Source organism: Actinoallomurus sp. CA-142502, from assembly GCF_050936355.1.
GTDB lineage: Bacteria > Actinomycetota > Actinomycetes > Streptosporangiales > Streptosporangiaceae > Actinoallomurus > Actinoallomurus iriomotensis.
In genome coordinates this window covers 10049505-10069745 of the sequence record NZ_JBNJMY010000001.1, presented here as the reverse complement: position 1 = coordinate 10069745, position 20241 = coordinate 10049505, and the positions used below count along the sequence as shown (strand labels likewise).

At 72.4% G+C, this 20241-nt stretch carries 21 protein-coding genes; 11 read left to right on the top strand and 10 right to left on the bottom strand.

All coding sequences use genetic code 11. The features are described from left to right. Positions 1–10 precede the first annotated feature (10 nt). Positions 11–904: an AraC family transcriptional regulator gene (locus ACQEV1_RS47090; RefSeq protein WP_433404035.1), complete on the bottom strand. Its 894-nt coding sequence runs from the start codon at positions 902–904 to the stop codon at positions 11–13. Between the two features lie 96 nt (positions 905–1000). Here ACQEV1_RS47090 and ACQEV1_RS47085 point away from each other — a divergent pair, with 96 nt between their 5' ends. The 3 genes from ACQEV1_RS47085 to ACQEV1_RS47075 all read left to right on the top strand — a co-directional run bounded on the left by ACQEV1_RS47085 (position 1001) and on the right by ACQEV1_RS47075 (position 5522). Then, positions 1001–1903, top strand: a complete 903-nt coding sequence (locus tag ACQEV1_RS47085; RefSeq protein ID WP_285635652.1) for an MBL fold metallo-hydrolase — start codon at positions 1001–1003, stop codon at positions 1901–1903. Positions 1904–2136: 233 nt separating this feature from the next. After that, positions 2137–4959 carry a hypothetical protein gene (locus tag ACQEV1_RS47080; RefSeq protein ID WP_433404033.1) on the top strand — a complete coding sequence of 941 codons (2823 nt, stop codon included), beginning with the start codon at positions 2137–2139 and terminating at the stop codon, positions 4957–4959. Next, the gene (locus ACQEV1_RS47075; protein ID WP_433404030.1) at positions 4959–5522 is read left to right on the top strand and encodes a hypothetical protein; all 564 of its coding nucleotides are present in this window, start codon (positions 4959–4961) and stop codon (positions 5520–5522) included. Before ACQEV1_RS47080 ends, ACQEV1_RS47075 begins: the two co-directional genes overlap by 1 nt. Before the next feature lie 4 nt (positions 5523–5526). Here the strand turns inward: ACQEV1_RS47075 and ACQEV1_RS47070 are convergent, their stop codons facing one another. Together ACQEV1_RS47070 and ACQEV1_RS47065 are read right to left on the bottom strand one after the other, a co-directional pair. Further along, the gene (locus ACQEV1_RS47070) at positions 5527–5916 is read right to left on the bottom strand and encodes an Mth938-like domain-containing protein (RefSeq protein WP_285635643.1); all 390 of its coding nucleotides are present in this window, start codon (positions 5914–5916) and stop codon (positions 5527–5529) included. Between the two features lie 4 nt (positions 5917–5920). Beyond that, on the bottom strand, positions 5921–6334 hold the full coding sequence (locus ACQEV1_RS47065; RefSeq protein WP_433404028.1) for a hypothetical protein: 414 nt from the start codon (positions 6332–6334) through the stop codon (positions 5921–5923). A gap of 176 nt (positions 6335–6510) precedes the next feature. Between ACQEV1_RS47065 and ACQEV1_RS47060 the strand changes: the two genes are divergently transcribed. After that, on the top strand, positions 6511–8262 hold the full coding sequence (locus ACQEV1_RS47060) for a bifunctional metallophosphatase/5'-nucleotidase (protein ID WP_433404025.1): 1752 nt from the start codon (positions 6511–6513) through the stop codon (positions 8260–8262). A gap of 73 nt (positions 8263–8335) precedes the next feature. Here ACQEV1_RS47060 and ACQEV1_RS47055 read toward each other — a convergent pair whose 3' ends face one another. Then, entirely contained in the window at positions 8336–9073 is a 738-nt protein-coding gene (locus tag ACQEV1_RS47055; RefSeq protein ID WP_433404023.1) for an SDR family oxidoreductase, read from the bottom strand. Positions 9074–9156: 83 nt separating this feature from the next. Here ACQEV1_RS47055 and ACQEV1_RS47050 point away from each other — a divergent pair, with 83 nt between their 5' ends. Continuing rightward, a complete protein-coding gene (locus ACQEV1_RS47050; protein WP_433404021.1) occupies positions 9157–9585 on the top strand; it encodes a MarR family winged helix-turn-helix transcriptional regulator in 429 nt (142 codons plus the stop codon). A gap of 37 nt (positions 9586–9622) precedes the next feature. Here ACQEV1_RS47050 and ACQEV1_RS47045 read toward each other — a convergent pair whose 3' ends face one another. The 3 genes from ACQEV1_RS47045 to ACQEV1_RS47035 form a co-directional block, all read right to left on the bottom strand. Next, positions 9623–10291 (bottom strand): response regulator, encoded by a 669-nt coding sequence (locus ACQEV1_RS47045; protein ID WP_433404018.1) that lies wholly within the window; start codon positions 10289–10291, stop codon positions 9623–9625. Beyond that, on the bottom strand, positions 10288–11565 hold the full coding sequence (locus tag ACQEV1_RS47040) for a sensor histidine kinase (protein ID WP_433404015.1): 1278 nt from the start codon (positions 11563–11565) through the stop codon (positions 10288–10290). The genes ACQEV1_RS47045 and ACQEV1_RS47040 overlap by 4 nt, the downstream gene beginning before the upstream one ends. Before the next feature lie 81 nt (positions 11566–11646). Then, positions 11647–12048 carry a hypothetical protein gene (locus ACQEV1_RS47035; RefSeq protein WP_433404013.1) on the bottom strand — a complete coding sequence of 134 codons (402 nt, stop codon included), beginning with the start codon at positions 12046–12048 and terminating at the stop codon, positions 11647–11649. A gap of 173 nt (positions 12049–12221) precedes the next feature. Here ACQEV1_RS47035 and ACQEV1_RS47030 point away from each other — a divergent pair, with 173 nt between their 5' ends. Further along, positions 12222–12773 (top strand): hypothetical protein, encoded by a 552-nt coding sequence (locus ACQEV1_RS47030; protein WP_433404012.1) that lies wholly within the window; start codon positions 12222–12224, stop codon positions 12771–12773. 129 nt (positions 12774–12902) lie between these two features. Further along, the gene (locus ACQEV1_RS47025) at positions 12903–14195 is read left to right on the top strand and encodes an MFS transporter (protein WP_285635616.1); all 1293 of its coding nucleotides are present in this window, start codon (positions 12903–12905) and stop codon (positions 14193–14195) included. Here ACQEV1_RS47025 and ACQEV1_RS47020 read toward each other — a convergent pair. Further along, the gene (locus tag ACQEV1_RS47020; protein WP_285635613.1) at positions 14146–14586 is read right to left on the bottom strand and encodes a PaaI family thioesterase; all 441 of its coding nucleotides are present in this window, start codon (positions 14584–14586) and stop codon (positions 14146–14148) included. The genes ACQEV1_RS47025 and ACQEV1_RS47020 overlap by 50 nt on opposite strands. Positions 14587–14793: 207 nt before the next feature. Between ACQEV1_RS47020 and ACQEV1_RS47015 the strand changes: the two genes are divergently transcribed. From ACQEV1_RS47015 to ACQEV1_RS47005, 3 genes are read left to right on the top strand one after another with little or no spacing between them, the layout of a single operon-like run. After that, complete coding sequence (locus tag ACQEV1_RS47015) at positions 14794–15381, top strand: hemerythrin domain-containing protein (protein WP_433404008.1); 588 nt, start codon at positions 14794–14796, stop codon at positions 15379–15381. A gap of 30 nt (positions 15382–15411) precedes the next feature. Next, positions 15412–16776: a cryptochrome/photolyase family protein gene (locus tag ACQEV1_RS47010; protein WP_433404006.1), complete on the top strand. Its 1365-nt coding sequence runs from the start codon at positions 15412–15414 to the stop codon at positions 16774–16776. After that, positions 16773–18233, top strand: a complete 1461-nt coding sequence (locus tag ACQEV1_RS47005; RefSeq protein WP_433404004.1) for an SDR family oxidoreductase — start codon at positions 16773–16775, stop codon at positions 18231–18233. Before ACQEV1_RS47010 ends, ACQEV1_RS47005 begins: the two co-directional genes overlap by 4 nt. Here the strand turns inward: ACQEV1_RS47005 and ACQEV1_RS47000 are convergent. Both ACQEV1_RS47000 and ACQEV1_RS46995 read right to left on the bottom strand, forming a co-directional pair. Continuing rightward, positions 18230–19036, bottom strand: a complete 807-nt coding sequence (locus ACQEV1_RS47000) for an alpha/beta fold hydrolase (RefSeq protein ID WP_433404002.1) — start codon at positions 19034–19036, stop codon at positions 18230–18232. The genes ACQEV1_RS47005 and ACQEV1_RS47000 overlap by 4 nt on opposite strands. A 97-nt stretch (positions 19037–19133) precedes the next feature. After that, positions 19134–19529 (bottom strand): alpha/beta fold hydrolase, encoded by a 396-nt coding sequence (locus ACQEV1_RS46995; RefSeq protein WP_433404000.1) that lies wholly within the window; start codon positions 19527–19529, stop codon positions 19134–19136. A gap of 126 nt (positions 19530–19655) precedes the next feature. On the opposite strand from ACQEV1_RS46995, the gene ACQEV1_RS46990 reads away from it, so the two are divergent. After that, entirely contained in the window at positions 19656–20198 is a 543-nt protein-coding gene (locus ACQEV1_RS46990; RefSeq protein ID WP_433403997.1) for a helix-turn-helix transcriptional regulator, read from the top strand. Positions 20199–20241 lie beyond the last annotated feature (43 nt).

Below are 20241 nucleotides of genomic sequence, written 5' to 3'. Positions count from 1 at the left end.
GTACGGCCGGTCAGGCGGTGGCGGCGACGGTCTGGTCCGCCGTGCGGTAGCGGCCCGGCGCGAGGCCGAAGTGCCGTTTGAAGGCGTGGGCGAAGGCGTACGGCGAGCCGTAGCCGACACGCCGGGCGATCTCCGGCAGCGACAGGTCGGTGTCGCGGAGCAGCCGGGCCGCGACGGCCATGCGCCACCACGCCAGGTACGCCATCGGCGACTGCCCGGTCACCGAGGTGAACCGCCGGGCCAGCGTCGCGCGGGACAGGCCGGCGGTGGCGGCCAGGTCCTGGAGCCGCCACGGCCGGGCCGGATCGGCGTGGAGGGCCTCCAGCGCGGCGGCGAGCGTCGGGTCGCGCAGCGCCTGGGGCCATCCGGTCGCGGCGTTGTCGTCGAGCCAGGCGCGCACCATGTACACGAGCAGGAGGTCGAGCAGGCCGGACACCACCGCGTCGCGGCCGGGCCGCCGGCCGCTCACCTCGCCGCCGAGCAGGTCGATGGCCGCGCGAAGGTCGGCGTGCTGCCCGGCCTGAGCGGGAAGGTGCACGACCTCGGGCAGCCGCGCCAGCACCGGATGCGTCCGCGTCCGGTCGAGGCGGTACTTGCCGCACAGCACGTCGGTCGGCCCGTCCGGATCGCCGGCCGCGCTCTCGAACGGGACCGCGTGCTCGGCGCGCGGGGAGTCGGACAGGACGTGCGCGCCGCCGTGCGGCACCAGGACGACGTCACCGGGGCCGATCGGGGTGGGGTCCTCGTGCTCGGTGAGCAGCCATCCGGCGCCGCGCAGGAACACGTGGAAGCCCGCCCCGTCATAGGGCGCGAAGCGGTAACACCACCGGGCGCCCAGGCGGAGCCGGCTGGAGGACGGCCGTCCGGTGCGCATGACCGCGATCACGTCGCTCAGCACGTCCATGAAGCCGCATCCTAGCCGGGACGTGAGACGATCGAACATCGAGGAGCGCACATCAAGCATTGAGAAGCGCATCGGCGGCGACCTAGCGTGAATCCCATGAGTGGTTTTCAGCTGGGCGAGGTCGAGGTCACGAAGATCGTCGAGTGGCAGGGCGCGATCGCCCCCGCCCGCTTCATCGTTCCGGACAGCACACCGGAGATCTGGCGGGATAACCGGTCCTGGCTCGCGCCGGACCACTGGGATCCCGACACGGACGAATATCGCGGCGCCGTGCAGACGTGGCTGCTGCGCAGCGAGGGCAAGGTCGTCCTCGTCGACACCGGAGTGGGCAACGACCGGCACCGGCCGCAGATCCCGCTCTTCGACCACCTGCGGACCCCCTTCCTGGACCGGCTCGCCGAGGCCGGAGTACGGCCGGAGGACGTGGACGTCGTCGTCAACACGCACATCCACTACGACCACGTCGGCTGGAACACCCGGCGGGAGAACGACGAGTGGGTGCCGGCGTTCCCGAACGCGACGTACCTGATCCCACGGGCCGACCAGGAGTTCTTCGACCCCCGCAACGCCCACCGCCGTCCCGCCGTACGCGACGAGCACGACCGGCTCCGCCGGGAGGGCAGCCGCATCGTGTACGCCGACAGCGTCGCGCCCGTGCTCGACCGGGCCGTGCTGTGGGAGGAGGAGTACCGGATCGACCGGAACCTCGCACTGGAGCCCGCGCCGGGCCACACTCCCGGCTCCTCGATCGTCCGGTTGTCCTCCGGCTCGGACCGCGCCGTGTTCGTCGGTGACCTGCTGCACAGTCCGGTGCAGATCCTCGAGCCCGCGTACAGCAGCTGCTTCTGCGAGAACCCCGCGCAGGCGGCCTCCACCCGCCGCGCCGTCCTGGAACGCGCCGCCGACCTGGGCGAACTCGTCGTACCCGCACACTTCGCCGGCACGGGAGCGGTCGAACTCCACCGCGACGGCGAGCACCTGACCATCCGCCGGTGGTGAGGCGCGCGGGTGAGGCCCGCGGGTGAGGCGCGCGCGGGTGAGGCCCGCCCGCCCTGGGGGCCGACCCCACTTCTATTGTCCAGCCTGACCCCCGGCGCCGGAAGCTGGGACGTGAAGGCTGTGGATGACTTCCAGACGCCCATTAAGAGCTGGAAGAACTGGAACGCCGCGATGGCGGGCTTCTTGGGGAAATCGCGTTGGCCTGTCCGATGGCGTCCGCGATGATGGGCCGAATGAAGATCCGGCTCGCGGGCGGTGTGGTGGCCGACGGCCGGTGTGTCTGGGTCGCCGGATCGCCGGGGCCGGTGCACGCCGCCGAGGCGCCCGCCGGCGCGGCCGTCGTTCTCGGGCCGGCCGAGGCCACCGACGAGCAGGTCCGGCACGCGGTCGATGAGCTCGGCCGGCTGGTGGCGGCCGGTGGTGTCGTCGCCGCGGGCGCCAACGTCGACCTCGGCGAGGGTTTCCGGTCCGCACGGCTGGACGGGGCGCGCGGGGACCAGCGCGACGCCGTACTGGCGGCCCTGCGTGTCCTCGGAGTGGAGAACGCGCATCGTCTCGGTGACCGTGCCGGGTTCCTCGTGGCGTTGTTCGGGCCCGCGGTGACCAGGCGGGTCGGGGCCGCCGCGGCGCGGGCGATGAGCGAGGGCCGATGGGCGGCGCTGCATCTCGCCGTCGCGGCCAGCGACACGCTCGGGCCGGAGCAGGTGGAGCAGGTTCTCGCCCTGCGGGCACCGGAGACCCTCACCCCGGACGGTCCGCCCTCGGCGCTCGCCCACCACCTGCGGCAGGTGCTCGAGCCGGTGCCACGTCCGCGCCGGCTGGAGCTGGTCCTCGACCTGTGGGCCCAGGTGCTGGAGCATCACGCCGGCCTCGCGCGGCGGGAACGGCGGCTCGCCACGCAGAGTCGCCACGACCGGGTCGGCGACCTTCGGCGGCGCCGCCGCCACGATGACGACGAGCTGATCCTGAGGTGGCTCGGGACGTACGAGGGCCGGCAGCCGTCGCTGGCCGCCGCCGCGCGGTGGATCCCGCCCGACGCGTACTGGTCGGAGGTGCTGGCCCGGCTCCTGCAGGACGCGCTCGCCACGACCGCCCTGCTGCGTACCGCGGTGGCCGTCGCCGACCACGGCCTGGAGGACGGCCTGGCGCGTTCCGCCGCGCTCATCCGCGCCGCCGACGCCGAGACCGGACGGGCCCCGACGCAGCCCACCCGCCGGGTGCCGGGCCTCACCGGTCTGCCGGCCCATCCCATCGCGTACGTCCACGACATCCACCGCAGGCTGACCGACGGTACGCCCCACGACGCGAAGTTCGCGGGCTACATCCGGCCGCGGCTGGCGTGCGCCCGCGACTTCGCCCTCCTCGTGATCGAGACGGCGGCGGAACTGCTCTACGACTACACGGACGTCCCGGAGCGCGTACGGCAGCGCTGGGCCCGGTCGGACCTGCGGAACTGGCGCGCCGGGGCCGGGTACGGCCGCCCGCCCGCCGCGTGGGACGGCATCCAGCCCTGGACCGCACCGCTCCTCGGGCCCGAGGAGCCGCTGTCCCGGCGGCTCGCGGCCTCGGCGGACGCCGCCGGCGTGGAGATGGTCGGCGACCTGCTCTGGTACGCCGACCTCATCGACGCCCTGGCCGAGCTGTACGGGCATGACGCCGCGCGGGTGACGCCGGGCACCGGAGCGCCGTGGTTCGACCACGATCCGCCGCCGCCGGACGAGCCGCTGACCCCACGGCTGGACTCGGTGACGCTGGCCGTTTCGGGCGCCGCGCAGCTCGTCGCGCTCGGCGGCACGCCGCCCAAGGGCGTCCGGACCTGGCGTGGCCTCACCGAGGGGCTGCTGGCCGGCACCGCGATCGCCGAGGCGCTCACCGGCGAGTTCGCCGTACCGGCGCTCCTGGCCGCGCTGGACGGTACGGCCGTGCCCGGCACCGGGGTCCGCTTCCGGCTGGCCCGCGACGCCCGCACGCTGGCCGAGTGGTCGGAGTACATGGGCAACTGCATCGCCGGGTCGTACTACCTGGAGGAGGCCAGGACGGGCCGGTCCTGCCTGGCCGGGCTGTACGGCGAGGACGGCACCCTTCTCGTCAACGCCGAGCTGGTCGCGCGCCGTCCCGCGGCACGCGGCTGGCGGGTGGGGGAGATCGCGGCGAGGTTCAACAACTCGCCCGACCCGGCCCTGGAGAAGCGGTTCAGGGACTGGGTCGACACGATCCCCGGCAAGTCGGCCGATGTCGCCGCGGCCGATGGCGCGCAGCCGGATGACGCACCGCCCGTACGCCCTGCCCGTAAGCGCTCCGCGTCCCGTCTGATCGAGGAGACCGGACCGGCGCTCGACGCTCTCGCGCGCCGCGCGTGGGATGAGGAGGCGCTCGGCACCTTCGCCCGCCTCGCCGGCACACCGCCGGAGGCCGCCCTCACGCGGCTGCGGCGCCTCGGCCCGGCGCGCCTCGCCGACGCGTGCCGGCGCGCGCTGGACGCCGGTGCCGTCGACCTCGACGCGCTGTGGGCGGCCGGCGGGATCCGCCCGCTGACGACCGCGGTCGAGGCCCTGGACCCCGCCGTACGGGACCGGTTCGACGGTCTCTCGCTGCTCGTGGACGGGTCTCCGCTGCCCAAGTCACTGCGCAAGCTGGTCAAACTGCCGGCGGTGGCCGACGCGTACGCGCTCGACCTGGTCGCGCGTGCCACGCGCCGGGCGATCGGTGAACTGGCGAACCGCGACGACCCGGTCATCGCCCGCGCCATCGCGGGCCGCCCGGCCGAGCCGCTGCTCTGCGCCCTCACCGTCATGGTCACGTGCCGCGCTCCCGCGGTCGACCTGACCCCCGTGGCGCCGCCGCGCGCGGTCACCGTGCCCGGCCATCCCGCGACCTCCCTCGCCGACGAGGACGGCCCGTGGCAGCGCGCGTTCCCGCTCGCCCGCGAGATGGACGCCGACACCGGGCGGTTCTGGGACGCGATCGCCGAACACGGCCTGCGCGTCCCCGCCTCGTGGCTGGGCGCGGGCGGCTGGCCGGCCCTGTGGTCCCGCGCCCACCGCCGGGAGCGATGATGCGGCGAGCGGGCTCGGCGTCGTGGCGGATGCGCGTCGAGCGGTGGTCGGCGCCGTACGACGTGGCGCTGTGGTTCCGTGCCGCCGAACGTATCCAGGTGGAGGCTGGGCCCGCGATACCCGGGCCACCGATCGTCGAGCCGCTGCCGCACCGGAGTACGGATCCCGCGGACGCCGGAGAACTGGCCGAGGCCTGGTCGGCCTGGTGGCGGTCCCTGGTCGGCGCCGAACCGCCGACCGAGCCGGTCGACGCCGCGAGGACGGCGCTGAGCCGCGTCGTGGCCGAGCGCTGGGCGGAGGCACATCGGTGGCACGCCGCACGGAAGCGCGCGGGAGTGGCCTCGGTCCCGCGGCGGGATGTCCGGAACGGCCAGGTGGTGACCGAGATCGAGGATCGGCTAGGGCGCAGGGCACGGCCGTTCTCCCTGGACCTCGTCCTGCTGCCGGTCGACGACGAGCGCATCCGACCCGTCGGCGCCGACCGTTACCTGGTGCCCGAGCGGGTGTACGACGGCCCTCGGTGGCCCGGCCCGCTGCGTGCGCTGGTGACGCCGATCGCGTGAGCGGCTAACAGGTCGAGTGGAACAGGCCGCCGACCGGCCGGGAGGCGGCCAGGTCGTTGTAGAGCTCGACGGCCTTGCGGGTCTCCTCGACGTGGACCTCGATGTTCTGGGCGCGGAGCAGGTCGAGGGTCTCGGGGCACGTGCCGAGGCGGCACTCCATGCCGCGGCTCAGGACGACGACCGTGGCTCCGTGCGCGAGAAGGTCGGTCACGTCGGCCGGCTGGATGCCGGGATCGTGGTGGGTGCCCGTCTCCTTCCAGTCCCAGGGCCGTCCTCCGCCGGGATACAGGATGAAGTCGCGTCCGGTGCCGAGGGTCTCGACCTCCATACGCCCCCAGGCCACGGCCAGAACACGCGGCGACCGGCGAGCGGCGTCCGGTGGTTCCGTGGTCATCGGCTCACCCCCTTGTCCTGAAATTCTTACCGCTCAGGCCGAGCCGGTCCAGCAGCACCTCGGCGTCCGGCGCCACGGGTATCCACCGGTCGGTCCCGATCGTGAGGTAGACGACCCTGGGACGGCCCCAGGACGTGCGGAAGTCCAGCGCGAACGGCATCTCGTGGCCGAGATCACCGATGAGGACCGACCGCCGCGGATCGATGTCGCCGGGCGTCGCGGCCCGGTCGTGGGATTGTAGACGGCCGCGAACCGGCCGCGCGTCCGGGAACGTCTCCCGGAAGCCCTGGACGAGCCCGAGCAGGGCACCCACGGCGGCGGCCAGGACGAGGGGTACGGCGTTCCGGCCCCGGACGCGGGCCGCGTTCGCCTGGCAAGACCGGGGAGTGCCAACGATCGGGCGTACGGATGGGAACATCTCACCGGTTCGAAAGCGGCGTGCGACCTCTAGGGTGGCGACGCTCGCCCACGGAAAGGAACACGTACGCCATGGAGAACAGTCGGCCCGGCCCCGCGCCTCGGTGGTGTTCCTGCCGCATACCGGACGACGCCGAGCAGCGTCGGGGCGTCAGTCGCCGGCAGGTGCTCGGCGGGTTGACCGCGACGAGCGCGCTCGCCCTCGCGGGCTGGCCCGGGGCGGCCGAGGCGGCCACGGCCGGCAAGGGCGCCAAGAACTCCGTGACCATCACGGTCATGGGTACCTCCGACATCCACAGCCACGCCCTCGACTGGGACTACTACAAGGACGCGGCGTACAGCGACAGCGCGGGGAACGCGGTCGGCCTGGCACGGGTGTCGAGCCTGGTGAACCAGATCCGCAAGGACCGCGGGCGCGAGCACACCCTGCTGTTCGACGCGGGCGACACCATCCAGGGCACGCCGCTGGGCTTCTACTACGCCACGGTGGAGCCGTTCACCGAGACCGGCCAGGTCCACCCGATGGCGCTGCAGATGAACGCCATCGGCTTCGACGCGGTGGCGCTCGGCAACCACGAGTTCAACTACGGCCTTCCGCTGCTGGACGCCTGGATCAAGCAGATGCGCGCGCCGGTGCTGGCGGCCAACGCCGTGCACGCGGGGACCGACCGGCCGGCGTACCGCCCGTACATCATCAAGACGATGCGCGTCCACGGGCACCCGCCGATCAGGGTCGGGCTGCTCGGGCTGACCAACCCGGGCGTCGCCATCTGGGACAAGGCGAACGTCTCCGGCAAGCTGGACTTCTTGGACCTGGTGGAGACCGCCAAACGGTGGGTCCCGAAGATCCGCGCCCAGGGCGTCGACGTCATGGTCGTCAGCGCGCACGCCGGTGACAGCGGCCTGTCGTCCTACACCGGCGACATCCCGGTGGAGAACGCCGCCGCGATGGTCGCCGAGGAGGTGCCCGGCATCGACGCCATCCTCTTCGGCCACGCGCACATCGACGTCTCCGAGCGGTTCGTCACCAACAAGGCCACCGGCGAGACCGTCGTGATGAGCGAGCCGATGTGCTGGGGCGAGCGGCTGTCCGTCTTCGACCTCACGCTGACCCGCGACCGGGGCCGCTGGAAGGTCACCGGCAAGTCGGCGACCACGGTGAACACCAACACGGTGCAGGACGACCCCAAGCTGGTCGCGCTGGTCATGAAGCAGCACGACGCGGTGGTCGCGTACGTCAACAAGGACGTCGCCACGTCCACCGAGGCGATGTCCGCGGCCGAGTCCTGCTGGAAGGACACCGCGATCCTGGACTACGTCAACGTGGTGCAGACCGAGACGGTCAAGAAGGCCCTGGCCGGCACGGCCGACGCCTCGCTGCCGGTGCTCTCCATCGCCGCGCCGTTCAACCGCGCCGCCACCTTCCCGGCCGGACAGGTGACGATCAAGGACATCGCCGGGCTCTACATCTACGACAACACCCTGCTGGCGAGCGTCCTGACCGGCGCCCAGGTCAAGGACTACCTGGAGTACTCGGCGCGGTACTACAAGCAGGTCGCGGCGGACGCCCCGGTCGACCCGGCGTCGTGGACCAACGCCCACAACCTGCCCGACTACAACTACGACCAGCTCTCCGGCGTCACGTACGAGGTGGACATCGCCAAGCCCGAGGGCTCGCGGATCTCCGGCCTCGCCTATGACGGCACGCCGGTGACCGACGACCAGAAGTTCGTGGTCGCGGTCAACAACTACCGCCAGTCCGGCGGCGGCGGCTTCCCGCACATCACCACCGCGCCGGTCGTCTACAACGCGCAGGTCGCGATCCGTGAGGCGATCGTCGCGTACGCCTCGGAGGCCAAGACCATCGACCCGGCCACCTTCCACGTGGAGAACTGGAGGCTCGTACGCGACGGCGCGCCGGTGTTCTAGGGCGTGCCTCGTGAATCACGGGGAGTCGCGTGGCGTGGGTTCGGCGTCGGCGGGGTCGGTGGAAGGGGGTGGGTCAGCACAGGCCGCCGTCGACGGTGATGCTTTGGCCGGTTATCCACCTGGCCGCATCGGAGGCGAGGAAGTTGACGACTTCCGCGATGTCGGCCGGCTCCGCCAGCCGGCCGAGCGGGGTCTGGGCGATGAGCGCTTCAACGGGAGCGGATGCCGATGCGAATCCATCGGTGTTGGTCGGTCCGGGTAGCACGCTGTTGACAGTGATGCGGCGGGCGCCGAGTTCACGGGCGACGGTGCGGACGAGGTGTTCACCGGCGGCCTTGCTGGCCGCGTAGAGGGCTTCTCCCTGCGGATTGACGCGGGTGGCCGCGGAGGAGATGAAGACGATCCGGCCGCCGTCGCGCATTTTGCGCCCGGCCTCGCGCAGCGCGACGAATGTGGCGTGGGCGTTCAGCGAGAAGGCGTGGAGGTAGTCACGATCGGTGGCCGCGGTCAGCGGACCGCGCACGAAGCCGGCAGCGTTGTGCACCAGCACGTCCAAGCGACCGTAGTGGTGCTCGGCCGCGTCGAACAGTGTGCGGAGTGCCTCTGGGTCGGCGGCGTCCGCGCGCACCATCATGGCGCGGCCGCCGCCTGCCTCGATCTCGGCGACCGCCCGCTTCGCCGAGGACGCGTCGCTGCGGTAGTTGACCACGACGGCCGTCCCTGCGGCGGCAAGTTGGAGCGCAACGGCCCGGCCGATCCCTCGTGAGCTCCCAGTGACAACAGCGACTCGATCGGTCGTGTCCAGTGGCATGACGCTCCAATAGTATGTGACCTAAACAGTTAAGATCACATACTAGATAGTTGAACTCCTTAACTGTCAAGTACTCTCTACGCATGGCATGCGCATCACACAGTCCGGATCTCGCGGAGGCACTGCTTGAACTGTGCTGCGTGGTCGAGGCAGTGAGGGCCGCCGCCAGCCGCGAACTCGGGCTCACTCCTCAGCAGGCCCAGTTGCTCACGCTGGTGGCTCCCCAGGAGCTGACCCATGGCGAGTTGGCGAACCGGATGCACTGCGACAAGGCGAACATCACCGGCCTGGTCGATCGGCTGGAACGGCGTGAGCTGATACAGCGACGGCCGAACCCCGACGACCGCCGGGTCTCCCAGGTCATCCTCACCGGTCAGGGCAGGGAGCTGGTCACCCGCTTCAGGCGAGCGGTCAGCACGGCGATCACGGGGCATCTCGCGTCATGGCCGGCCGCGGACCACCATCAGCTCGCCACCCTCGCTCGTGCCACAACCGAGGCACTCCGCGTATAGGCCGCATCGAATCACCGGCATCAAGATACGGCTGGGCCTAGGCGTTCCCGGGTCGCTCCGGTGGGCCGGGGAGGAGCAGGCCGCGGTTGTACGCCTCGGCGACGGCCGCGGCGCGGTCGCCGACGCCCAGCTTGGCGTAGATGTTGAGCAGGTGCGTCTTGACCGTGGCCTCGGTGATGAAGAGGCGGGCCGCGGCCTGCCGGTTGGTGGATCCGGCCGCGACGAGCTCCAGCACCTCGATCTCCCGCCGGCTGAGCGGTCCCGAGCCCGGAGTGCGGACCCGGTTCATCAGCCGGGACGCCACCGACGGGGAGAGGACCGCCTCGCCGTGGGCGGCCGCGCGCACCGCCCGCAGCAGTTCCGCACGCGGGGCGTCCTTGAGCAGGTAGCCGGTGGCGCCCGCCTCGATCGCCGGCAGTACGTGGCTGTCGGTGTCGTAGGTCGTGAGCACGAGGACGCGCGCCGCCGTGCCCTGGCGGGCCAGCTCGGCGATGGCCGTCACGCCGTCCATGCCGGGCATCCGCAGGTCCATCAGGATCACGTCGGGCCGCAGGTCGCCGGCGAGCCGGACGGCCTCGGCGCCGTCGCCGGCCTCGCCGACCACCTCGAAATCGGGGTCACGCGCGAACAGGCTGCTCAGGCCGTCTCTCACCACCGGGTGATCGTCGGCGATCAGCAGCCTGATCGGGCCTTCGGGGCGGCTCATGCGGAGGCCTCCGCGGCCGGGACGCAGGCGGAGATGCCCGTGCCCCCGCCCGGCTCCGACTCGACCTGGAGCGTCCCGGACAGGCCCTCGATCCGCTGCCGCATCGCGACGAGGCCGAACCCGCCGCCCGTCTCCGTACGCTCGCCGGTCATCTTCGCCGGGTCGAACCCGCACCCGTCGTCCCGTACGTCCAACGCGACCTCGTTCTCCATGTACGACAGGGTCACCCCGACTCTGGTCGCCCGCGCGTGCCTGGCCACGTTGGCGAGCGCCTCCTGGGCGGTCCGCAGCAGCGCGACCTCCACCTCGCGGTCCATCGGCCGCGCCGTACCGGTCGTGGTGACCTCGACGGCGAGTCCGTGCAGCGACGACCAGCGCCCGGCGACGCCGGTGAGCGCCTCGCTGAGACGCGCCGTCTCCAGGGGCTCGGGGCGCAACGCGTGCACCGACCGCCGCGCCTCGGTCAGGCTCTCCCTGGCCAGCCGGGTCGCCGCCGTCACGTGCCGCCGCCACTCCGCGGCGTCCTCTCCGGCGTCCTCGCCGGCCTGGTCGGCCGCCTGCAGCTGGGTGATGATGCCGGTCAGCCCCTGGGCGAGGGTGTCGTGGATCTCCCGCGCCATCCGCTGGCGCTCGTCCATGATCCCGGCCTCGCGCGCCTGGGCCACGAGCCGTTCGTGCAGGCCGGCGTTCTCGGCCAGGCTCGCCTCGAGCCTGCGGTTCGCCTCCCTGGCCTCGCGGAGGGCCTGCTCCCGCTGGTCGTTCTGCTCGCCGTTGCGCCAGATGACCCAGGCGAGACCCCACATCGGAAGGATGTTCGCGACCACGACCGCGAGGTAGATGATCAACCCGAACAGCGTCGTCTTGGCGATCGTGGAGGCCTGCGCGGTGCCCGCCACGACCGCCATCGCCGCGACGGCGAGCAGCCGCCAGGGCCACAGGAAGAGCCGGAACGCGAACACGTATCCGGCGGGTGCGAAGAACCCCCACCAGGGGTCGCGCACCACCAGGACCGCCACGATCGCCATGAGGACGGCGAAGAAGACGGCCATGGCAGCGGGGTTGTCCCGCCACGCGGGACGCAGCGTGACCATGCCGAGCGTCCAGAGGGCGGCGAACGCGCAGAGGACCAGATCGAAGGTGAGGCCGCCCGACGCGTGCTTCTCCGCCACGGTGACGGCGGCCAGGAGCACCAGGAGGAGGTACGGGAGAACGGCGACCGCCATCGGCCACTGCTCCCGCGCGTTCAGCCGGGCGCGCGGTGCCGGACCGCTCATCTCCGCCCTCCCTGGTGACGGCCGCCATTTCCAGGACAATCTAACCGGGACCGTTCCGTACGCCATCGCGGTTCGCGTTCGTCACGCGCTCGCGAACAGCGATCGCAGGTGCCGGCCGTTGACGAGCAGGACGACGCCGAGCAGGAGCAGCCCGCAGACGCCCTGCTCGAGCCGCAGCCACACCGGGAACGTCCCGGGCAGCGAGATGATCACGACGATGGCCACGACCATGACGGCCGAGGCGATCCGCAGCCGCAGGAACGCGGCACGGGAGCCGCGGGACGCACGGGCGACGAAGGAGAACATCAGCAGGGAGGTGAGGGCGACGATCGTGCCCCGCACCCAGACGGCGGCGTTCACGACGGAGTGGTGGTCGCGGAGCAGGACGATGGCCACGAGGGTGGCCAGGCTGAGGAGGAGATAGCCGCCGACGAGCAGCCTCACGGGGCGGAGGGCGGTACGGGTCTCCGGCTGGGTGTTCATGCGATGCCCTTCTCTCTTGGCCAGGTGACCGTCAGCGTCGCAAGAGCGAGCGTGAGCGCACATCGCCCGGCCTCATGGGCCGGCGGCTGAACTCACGGACCGGCCGTACGGCCGAGCCGATCCACCGATCGGTTGATCCGGGGCACCGGGAGACCGTCGTTAGACTCCGATACATGCGGCGGCTGAGCAGCACGGTGGTCGTGGTGGCGGGTGAGCGGTCCGGCGCGGTCGTCTCCGGGCTGGACGGGCTGCACAACGTCCGGGCGATCACCCGCGAGCAGCGCTCCCCGGCGGAGGTCGAGGAGGCGGTGCACCGGTCCACGGCGACGTACGTCGTGCACGACGCGGACCCGCTGGCGGCGGTCGGCGACGCGTGGGTCGATCTCTTCGACGGCGCGGCGCCGGTGGGCGGCCTGGAGGTCGCCATCGAGGCGGCCCTGGCCGGGCTGCGGTCGGACCGGCTGGCGCTGCCCGACTACTACCTCGTGCTCGACCCCGACGACATGCCGGTCACCCGGCGGCACTGGTGGCTCGGCGCCCTGGCGGGCAGCGCCCCGTCGCGCGTCGTACCGGCCCGCGCGTCGGCCGCCGCGGTCACGGACGCGCTGGGCCGGCTCTCGTCCGGTCGCTGGTGGCCGTCGGACCTGGAGGGCTGGCTCCGCGGCCTGACCCGGGTCGTTCCCGACCGGGTGGGCCTGCCGTCGAGCTCCGGCTCCCACCTCTGACGCGCGTGGGAGCGCTCCCCTGACACCCCGTTTACAAGGCACCTCCGACGAACGAACGTTGTCGGCATGGGGACGAAACGGGGCCTTCGCCGTCTTACCGGTCAACGACCACGGTTCCGGGCATCGCGTGTGCGCAGGCTGATCCCGCCGTTGCTCACCGAACCGCCCTTCCGGCGTTACTGGACGGGCCAGACGATCTCCCTGCTCGGCGACGAGGTGTCGATGATCGCCCTGCCGCTGACCGGTGTACTCGTCGTGCACGCGGGGCCGGCGCAGATGGGGTACCTCATGACGGCCTGGCTGGCGCCGAGCCTGCTGTTCTCGCTGCCCGCAGGGGTGCTGGTCGACCGGTACGGCCACCGCCGGCGCACCATGGTAGCCGCGGACCTGGGCCGGGCCGCCCTGATGGCGAGCATCCCCATCGCCTACGCGGCCGGGGGACTGACCAGCGTCCAGCTGTACACCGTCGCGTTCGCCGTCGGCACGCTCAGCGTGCTGTTCGCCGTCGCCGACAGCACACTCTTCGTCTCACTCGTGCCGCCCGAACGGTACGTCTCCGGCAACTCCCTCCTGCACAGCAGCTACGCTCTGGCGGACGCCGGCGGGCCCGGCCTCGGCGGCGCTCTCGTCCAGGCGCTGTCCGCGCCCGCCGCGCTCCTGGCCGACGGCCTGTCCTACCTGGCGTCCGCGTTCTTCCTGCACCGCGTCCGGCCCCGCGAGCCGGCCGTCGCGCCGGGCCGGGAGAGCTCACCGGTCGGCGGGTTCCGGTTCATCGCCGGCTCGCGGGTGGTCCGCGCAGCGCTCGGCGCGACCGCGACGATCAACTTCTTCACCTACATGTTCGCCGCGTTGTTCGTGCTGTACGCGACCACCACGCTGCACGTGCCGCCGGGGCTGCTCGGGACCGTGCTCAGCGCCGGCGCCGCCGGGGGCCTGCTCGGATCGGCGATCACGGGCCGGGTGGCGGCGCGGATCGGCATCGGGCCGGCGTTCATCGCCGGGTGCGTGGTGTACCCGGCCCCGCTGTTCCTCATCCCGGCCGCGGGCGGCGGCCGGCACACCGTGCTGGCGCTGCTCTTCCTGGCCGAGTTCGGCTCCGGGATCGGCGTCATGATGCTGGACATCTCGGTCGGGTCCATCTTCGCCGCGATCATCCCGGACCGGGTGCGGGCGCGGGTGTCGGGCGCCTACCGCGCCGTCAACTACGGTGCGCGCCCACTCGGGTCGCTGGCCGCCGGCGTCCTCGGCACGACGGTCGGCCCGCGTCCGACCCTCCTGATCGCCGTGGCGGGCGCGGTCGCGGGCGCCGCCTGGCTGCTGCCCTCGCCGCTGCCGCACATGCGCACCCTGCCGAGCCTGCCGGCCGAGAACGTCACGGCGTCGATCGGGGCGTCCTCGGAAAGACGATCTGAATGCCCGTGACCGAACACATCAGCGCGCCGTCGGCGTCGGTGAAGTCGACCTGGACGTGAACGGCCTGACGGGTCTTGTGCGTCACTCTGCCGGTGATCCACAGCACGCCCGCGCGCACCGGGCGGTAGAACGTGACGTTCATCTGGACCGTGCGGAAGGCGTTCTCGTCCTCCAGCACCGACATCGCGGTGTGGCCCATGACCTGGTCGGCGAGGGCGCCCAGGTACCCGCCGAACAGCTGGCCGCCGGTCGTGAAGAAGTCCTCGTCGGTCTCCCACTTGGTGACGACCTGGCCGGGCCGCCACGAAACGATGTCGGGCAGCCGGAGAATCTCCACGACCCGTGGCTTGGCGGCCTGACCGGCCTGGATCTTGTCGAGGCGATCCGTCCAGATGGTCATCTGACTCCTCGCGGCGCGTGGTGTCCCGATCCGGAGGATCGCCCACATCGCCGGTGGTCGCAAGGCATGGGCGAGATCGCCGGCCGGCTCGGCACGAGTCGAAGATGGCTCTCACCTGCGGATTCGCGTCGCGCGACGTTTGCCGTGCGGCGCAGCGGGCAGGGCGGGAACCAACCTGAGCGGCCACGGCGGAGAGAACCGCACGTCATGAACCCACCCGAGGATCTGATCACCGTCCTGACGGAGGATCACCGAGAACTGAACCAGCTGTTCACGGAACTGGAGGTGCTCTCCGGCGGGGAAGCGCTGCGACGCTCGTTGGCCGACCAGATGATCATCGAGTCGGTACGGCACTCGGTGGCCGAGGAGGCCTACCTCTACCCGGCCGTCCGCGAGTACCTCCCCGACGGTGACCTGATCGCCGACGAGGCCCACGGCGAGCACGAGCATGCCGAGCAGATCCTCAAACGGCTCGCACGGACCGACACGCCCGACGATCACTTCTCGCTCCAGCTGTCCTGGCTGATCACCGATGCGCGGCGGCACATGACCGACGAGGAGGAGCGGGTCTTCCCGCTGCTGGCCGCGAACGTGAGCAGGGAGACACTCGTCTCCCTGGGGGAGAAGGCGAAGCACGCCAAGGCGAGCGCGCCGAGCCGGGCCACGTCCGGCGAAACGCAGGTGCCCTTGCTGCACACGATCGTCAAGAGCGGCATCGGGCTGGTCGAACGCGTGCGGGACCACCTCTGCGGGCCGGGCAGGGTCTACCCTCTGGCGAGCCGTGACCCGGAGTGATCTGGGCCGGGAGCGGAAAGGGTCTGAGTGATGACCGTAGCGATCGCTCTGTTCACGGCCGATCTGCGGACGCACGACAGCCCGGTGCTGCGCGGCGCGCTCGACGCCGCGGATCAGGTCGTTCCCCTGTTCGTGCTCGATGAGGGGATTCGCGCGGCCGGCTTCCGCACGCCCAACCGTGCGACGTTCCTCGCCGACTGTCTCGCGGACCTCGACGCCGCGCTGCGTGAGCGCGGCGGGCGGCTCGTGGTCCGTTCCGGCGACGTCGTACGCGAGGTCCGCCGCGTCGCCGAGGAGACCGGCGCGGGGCAGGTGCACGTGGCGGGCGACGTCAGCGCCTTCGCCCAGCGCCGCGAGGAACGCCTGCGTGCCGCGCTGACCGAGATGCGCCGAGAGCTGTGCGTCCACGCGGACGCCGTCGTCGTGATCCCGCCCGGCACGATGTCGCCCGCGGGCAAGGACCACGCGGCGGTCTTCACCCCCTACTTCCGCAAGTGGAGCGCCGTGGGAACGCGCCGGCCGCTCGGAGCGCCGAGGAGGATCTCCGTGCCCGGCATCGGTTCCGAACCGCTGCCCGAGGCCGCCGGGCTCGCCGGCGGGCCGCCGTCGCCCGACCTGCCCCGCGGCGGGGAGACCGAGGCGCGGCGCCGCCTGAAGACCTGGCTGGCCGGCCCGATCGACCGGTACGAGGACCTGCACGACGACCTGGCGGGCGACGCCACCTCCCGGCTGTCGCCGTACCTGCACTTCGGCTGCCTGTCGCCGGTCGAGGTGGTGCACCGCGCCCGGCAGCGCGGCGGAGCGGGCGCGGAGGCGTTCGTCCGGCAGGTGGCCTGGCGGGACTTCAACCGGCAGATGCTCGCCGACCGCCCCGACGTGGCGCGGGAGGACTACCGGCACCGGAACGACCGGTGGCGGCCCGACGGCGACGACGCCGAGGCCTGGCGGGCGGGCCGTACCGGCTATCCCGTGGTCGACGCCGCGATGCGCCAGCTCGCCACGGAGGGCTGGATGCACAACCGCGGCCGGTTGATCACCGCGAGCTTCCTCGCGAAGACGCTGTACGTCGACTGGCGGGTGGGCGCACGGTACTTCCTCGACCGGCTCGTCGACGGTGACGTGGCCAACAACCAGCTCAACTGGCAGTGGGTGGCCGGCACGGGCGCGGCCACCCGCCCGAACGTCGTCCTCAACCCACTCCTCCAGGCGAAACGCTTCGACCCGACGGGCGACTACGTACGCCGCTGGGTGCCCGAGCTGCGGGAGATCGAGGGCTCGGCGGTCCACCGTCCCTGGCTGCTGCCCGACGACCGGCGCCGCCGCCTGGACTATCCGGACCCCATCGTGGACCTGGACGAGGGGCTGGCCCGCTTCCGCAAGGGGCGGGCGGCGTGACGCGCTGTCTCGTCACCGGGGCCACGGGCTACATCGGCGGACGCCTCGTACCGGAGCTGCTGTCGTGCGGCCACGCGGTGCGCTGCGCCGCCCGGTCCCCCGAACGGCTGCGCGACCACCCCTGGAGCGGGCGGGTGGAGACCGTCCGCGCCGACCTGACCGACCCCGAGGCCACGCGGCGGGCGCTGGACGGCGTCGACGTCGCGTACTACCTCATCCACGCCCTCGGCACCGGCCGCGACTTCGGCGCGACCGACCGACGCATGGCCCGTACGTTCGCGGCCGCCGCCAGGGACGCCGGCGTGCGCCGCATCGTCTACCTCGGCGGTCTCCCGCCGTCCGGGCCCGAACGGGCGTCGGAGCACCTGCGTTCCCGCGGCGAGGTGGGGGAGATCCTGCTCGCGTCCGGCGTGCCGACCGCGGTGCTGCGGGCCGCGGTGGTGATCGGGTCCGGCTCGCTGTCCTTCGAGCTGATGCGGTACCTCACCGAGCGGCTGCCGGTGATGGTCACCCCGCGGTGGGTGCGCTGCCGGATCCAGCCGATCGCGGTCCGCGACGCGCTGCGCTACCTCGCCGAGTGCGCCGCGTTGCCGCCGGAGGTCAGCCGGTCGTTCGACATCGGCGGCCCGGACGTGCTCACGTACGAGGAGATGATGCGGAGGTACGCCGCCATCACCGGCCTGCGCCCGCGCCGGATCCTGCCGGTCGCGGCGCTCACGCCGAGGCTGTCCAGCCTGTGGATCGGGCTGGTCACGCCGGTACCCGCCCCCGTCGCCCGGCCGCTCGTCGAGTCGCTGCGCCACGAGGTGGTCTGCCGCGAGCACGACATCGCCGCGTACGTGCCGGACCCGCCGGAGGGGCTGGTCGGCTTCGACGAGGCGGTCCGCCTCGCCGTCGAACACGTCGGCACGGCGGACGTGGCGACCCGCTGGTCGTCGGCGTCCGTGCCCGGCGCGCCGAGCGACCCCCTGCCGACCGACCCGGACTGGGCCGGCGGCAGCCTGTACACCGACGTGCGCGAGTCGCCGGTGAACGCGTCACCCGACGCGCTGTGGCGGGTGATCGAGGGCATCGGCGGGGAGAACGGCTGGTACTCCTGGCCGCTCGCCTGGGCCGCGCGCGGCCTGTTCGACCGCCTGGCCGGCGGCGTCGGCCTGAGACGTGGCCGGCGCGATCCGAACCACCTGCGCGTCGGCGACTCGCTGGACTTCTGGCGCGTGGAGGAACTCGACCCGGGACGGCTGCTGCGGCTGCGGGCGGAGATGCGGCTGCCCGGCCTCGCCTGGCTCGACCTGTCGATCGACGAGCGGGACGGCCGCACGTGGTTCCGGCAGCGGGCGCTGTTCCATCCTCGCGGCCTGCCGGGCCAGCTCTACTGGTGGGCCGTGTGGCCGTTCCACGGAATCGTCTTCGGCCACATGCAACGCAACATCCGCCGCGCGGCCGAACGCGCCTAGTCGCCCAGCACCTGGTGGAGCCGTTCCGCGGTCGCGCGCGGGCGGAACCGGTATCCGTTGTGCCCGCCGGGGAACGTCTCATAGGGGAGGCCCAGCTCCTCGGCGAACAACCGGGCGCACCTGTGCGGCCAGATGTGGCTCGAGTTCGCACCGACGCCGGGCACGATACGGGCGGGTGAGTCCTTGAGCCCGGTCAGGTCGAGAGCGTGGGTCCGTACGGCCGGCGTGTCGTACGTGAGGAAGAACTCCGCGTTCGGCAGGTGTTCCGGTCCCGGAGGGCGCATCTCGACGTCGGGCTCACGGTCGGTCGGGTCGATGTCGGCGAACACCGCGAACCTGCGCAGGGCGGGGAGGGAGCCCTCCGTCCTGAACGTCTCCTCGACGTCGAGCAGGTCCTGGATGGCGACGGCGCGCTCCGGTTCCGGCAACAGCTGGATGACGGGCGGTTCGTGCGCGACGACGACGCCGACCTGCTCCGGGTGGCCGGTGGTGAGCTCAAGCGAGATCATGGCGCCGATGCTGCTGCCGAAGACGTAGGCGGGTTCCGTGGTGAGGGCGGACAGCAGGTGGGAGACGTCGGCGGCGTGCGTGGCCAGGCTCGGGCCTGGGGCGTCGGTGGTGCTGCCCGACAGGCCCCGGCGGTCGTAGGTGAGCACGGTGTACCTGTCGGCGAGGTGGGTGGCGAGGGCGTCGTTCACGGCGGCGTCCCCATGGCCTCCGGCGATGAGCACGAGCAGGGGACCCGAGCCACGTACGAAATAGCGCAGCCGCGCGCCGGGCACTTCCAGTACGGATTCCATCATCGCCTGATCACCGCTCTTCCTCGTTCGGGCGGGGCCTCGGACGGCCACACCGGAACCATGCCTCAGCCGTCGACGGTCCAGGAACGGAGCGGTCTCCCTAGGATCGACCGTCCGAGGATGCGCTCGTCGAGCGGGGCTCACTGAACGCCTGGGCGGGCTCGACGGCGCGGAAGCGACGGAAGAAGCCGCGCAGGTCGTCGACCAGCAGGTCGGGGGCGTCGTGGGCGGCCCAGTGACCACCCCGGCGGTCCATGAGTTCGGCCCACGCGTCGGCGGTACGGGCGGCGTTCCAGCCCTTCGTGCGGGTGCGACCGGAGAAGCCGAAGCCCGGAAGGGAGGGGATCACCACGTCGAAGGCGTCGGCCGGGTCGCCGCCGTGCGCGGCCGGGTCGGTCAGGGGGCCGATGAGCTCCAGGTACTCCACGAAGGTGTTGGGCCATCCGTGGGTGAGGATGAGCGGCGTGGCCTCCCGCTCGGCCGAACGGACGTGCACGAAGTGGATGGTCTGGCCGTCGATCTCGGTGGTGAACTACGGGAAGGAGTTGATCTTCGCCTCCCGGGCCCGCCAGCCGAAGCCCTCGAGCCAGCGCGCCACCAGGTCGCGTACGAAAGAGAGGCCATGCCGTCGCGCCTGCGCGGCCGGATCGGCACGTTGCAGGCCGCCATGGTGGCCGTGCCCAGGGACCGCCGGGGACCGGTGGTGGACCCGGACGTCCTGACGGCCGTGGCCCCGGCCTGCCGCGCCCACGAGCGCCTCCGCTTCGACTACACGGCCCATCCCGGTGCCGCCACCCGCCGCGAGGTCGAGCCGTACCGCCTGGTCAACTGGGGTCGCCGTTGGTACCTGCTGGCCTGGGACCTGGGCCGCGCCGACTGGCGTACGTTCCGCGTCGACCGCCTTCGGCCGCGCGTGCCCACCGGCCCCCGCTTCACCCCCCGCGACCTTCCCGAGGAGGACGTCGCCGAGCGCGTCACCCCGGCCGTCGGCACCGTCGAGTCCGTCGACGACCACACCTGCGTCCTGCACACCGGCGCGGACGCCATCGAGACTCTCGCCGTCTACCTGGGCATGCTGAACGCCGACTTCCACGTCGCCGACCCTCTGGAGCTGGTCGCCCACCTCCGGACCCTCGCCGCCCGCTACACCGCCGCCACGCCGTGAGGGCCGGTACGGCGAGGAACGCGCCGGACGTGGCGGGCGATCT

Excerpts from the sequence above, each read along its gene's own strand:
- ACQEV1_RS47090 (WP_433404035.1), bottom strand. The coding sequence starts at position 904 with ATGGACGTGCTGAGCGACGTGATCGCGGTCATGCGCACCGGACGGCCG.
- ACQEV1_RS47085 (WP_285635652.1), top strand. The coding sequence starts at position 1,001 with ATGAGTGGTTTTCAGCTGGGCGAGGTCGAGGTCACGAAGATCGTCGAG.
- ACQEV1_RS47080 (WP_433404033.1), top strand. The coding sequence starts at position 2,137 with ATGAAGATCCGGCTCGCGGGCGGTGTGGTGGCCGACGGCCGGTGTGTC.
- ACQEV1_RS47075 (WP_433404030.1), top strand. The coding sequence starts at position 4,959 with ATGCGGCGAGCGGGCTCGGCGTCGTGGCGGATGCGCGTCGAGCGGTGG.
- ACQEV1_RS47070 (WP_285635643.1), bottom strand. The coding sequence starts at position 5,916 with ATGACCACGGAACCACCGGACGCCGCTCGCCGGTCGCCGCGTGTTCTG.
- ACQEV1_RS47065 (WP_433404028.1), bottom strand. The coding sequence starts at position 6,334 with ATGTTCCCATCCGTACGCCCGATCGTTGGCACTCCCCGGTCTTGCCAG.
- ACQEV1_RS47055 (WP_433404023.1), bottom strand. The coding sequence starts at position 9,073 with ATGCCACTGGACACGACCGATCGAGTCGCTGTTGTCACTGGGAGCTCA.
- ACQEV1_RS47050 (WP_433404021.1), top strand. The coding sequence starts at position 9,157 with ATGGCATGCGCATCACACAGTCCGGATCTCGCGGAGGCACTGCTTGAA.
- ACQEV1_RS47045 (WP_433404018.1), bottom strand. The coding sequence starts at position 10,291 with ATGAGCCGCCCCGAAGGCCCGATCAGGCTGCTGATCGCCGACGATCAC.
- ACQEV1_RS47040 (WP_433404015.1), bottom strand. The coding sequence starts at position 11,565 with ATGAGCGGTCCGGCACCGCGCGCCCGGCTGAACGCGCGGGAGCAGTGG.
- ACQEV1_RS47035 (WP_433404013.1), bottom strand. The coding sequence starts at position 12,048 with ATGAACACCCAGCCGGAGACCCGTACCGCCCTCCGCCCCGTGAGGCTG.
- ACQEV1_RS47030 (WP_433404012.1), top strand. The coding sequence starts at position 12,222 with ATGCGGCGGCTGAGCAGCACGGTGGTCGTGGTGGCGGGTGAGCGGTCC.
- ACQEV1_RS47020 (WP_285635613.1), bottom strand. The coding sequence starts at position 14,586 with ATGACCATCTGGACGGATCGCCTCGACAAGATCCAGGCCGGTCAGGCC.
- ACQEV1_RS47015 (WP_433404008.1), top strand. The coding sequence starts at position 14,794 with ATGAACCCACCCGAGGATCTGATCACCGTCCTGACGGAGGATCACCGA.
- ACQEV1_RS47010 (WP_433404006.1), top strand. The coding sequence starts at position 15,412 with ATGACCGTAGCGATCGCTCTGTTCACGGCCGATCTGCGGACGCACGAC.
- ACQEV1_RS47000 (WP_433404002.1), bottom strand. The coding sequence starts at position 19,036 with ATGATGGAATCCGTACTGGAAGTGCCCGGCGCGCGGCTGCGCTATTTC.
- ACQEV1_RS46990 (WP_433403997.1), top strand. The coding sequence starts at position 19,656 with ATGCCGTCGCGCCTGCGCGGCCGGATCGGCACGTTGCAGGCCGCCATG.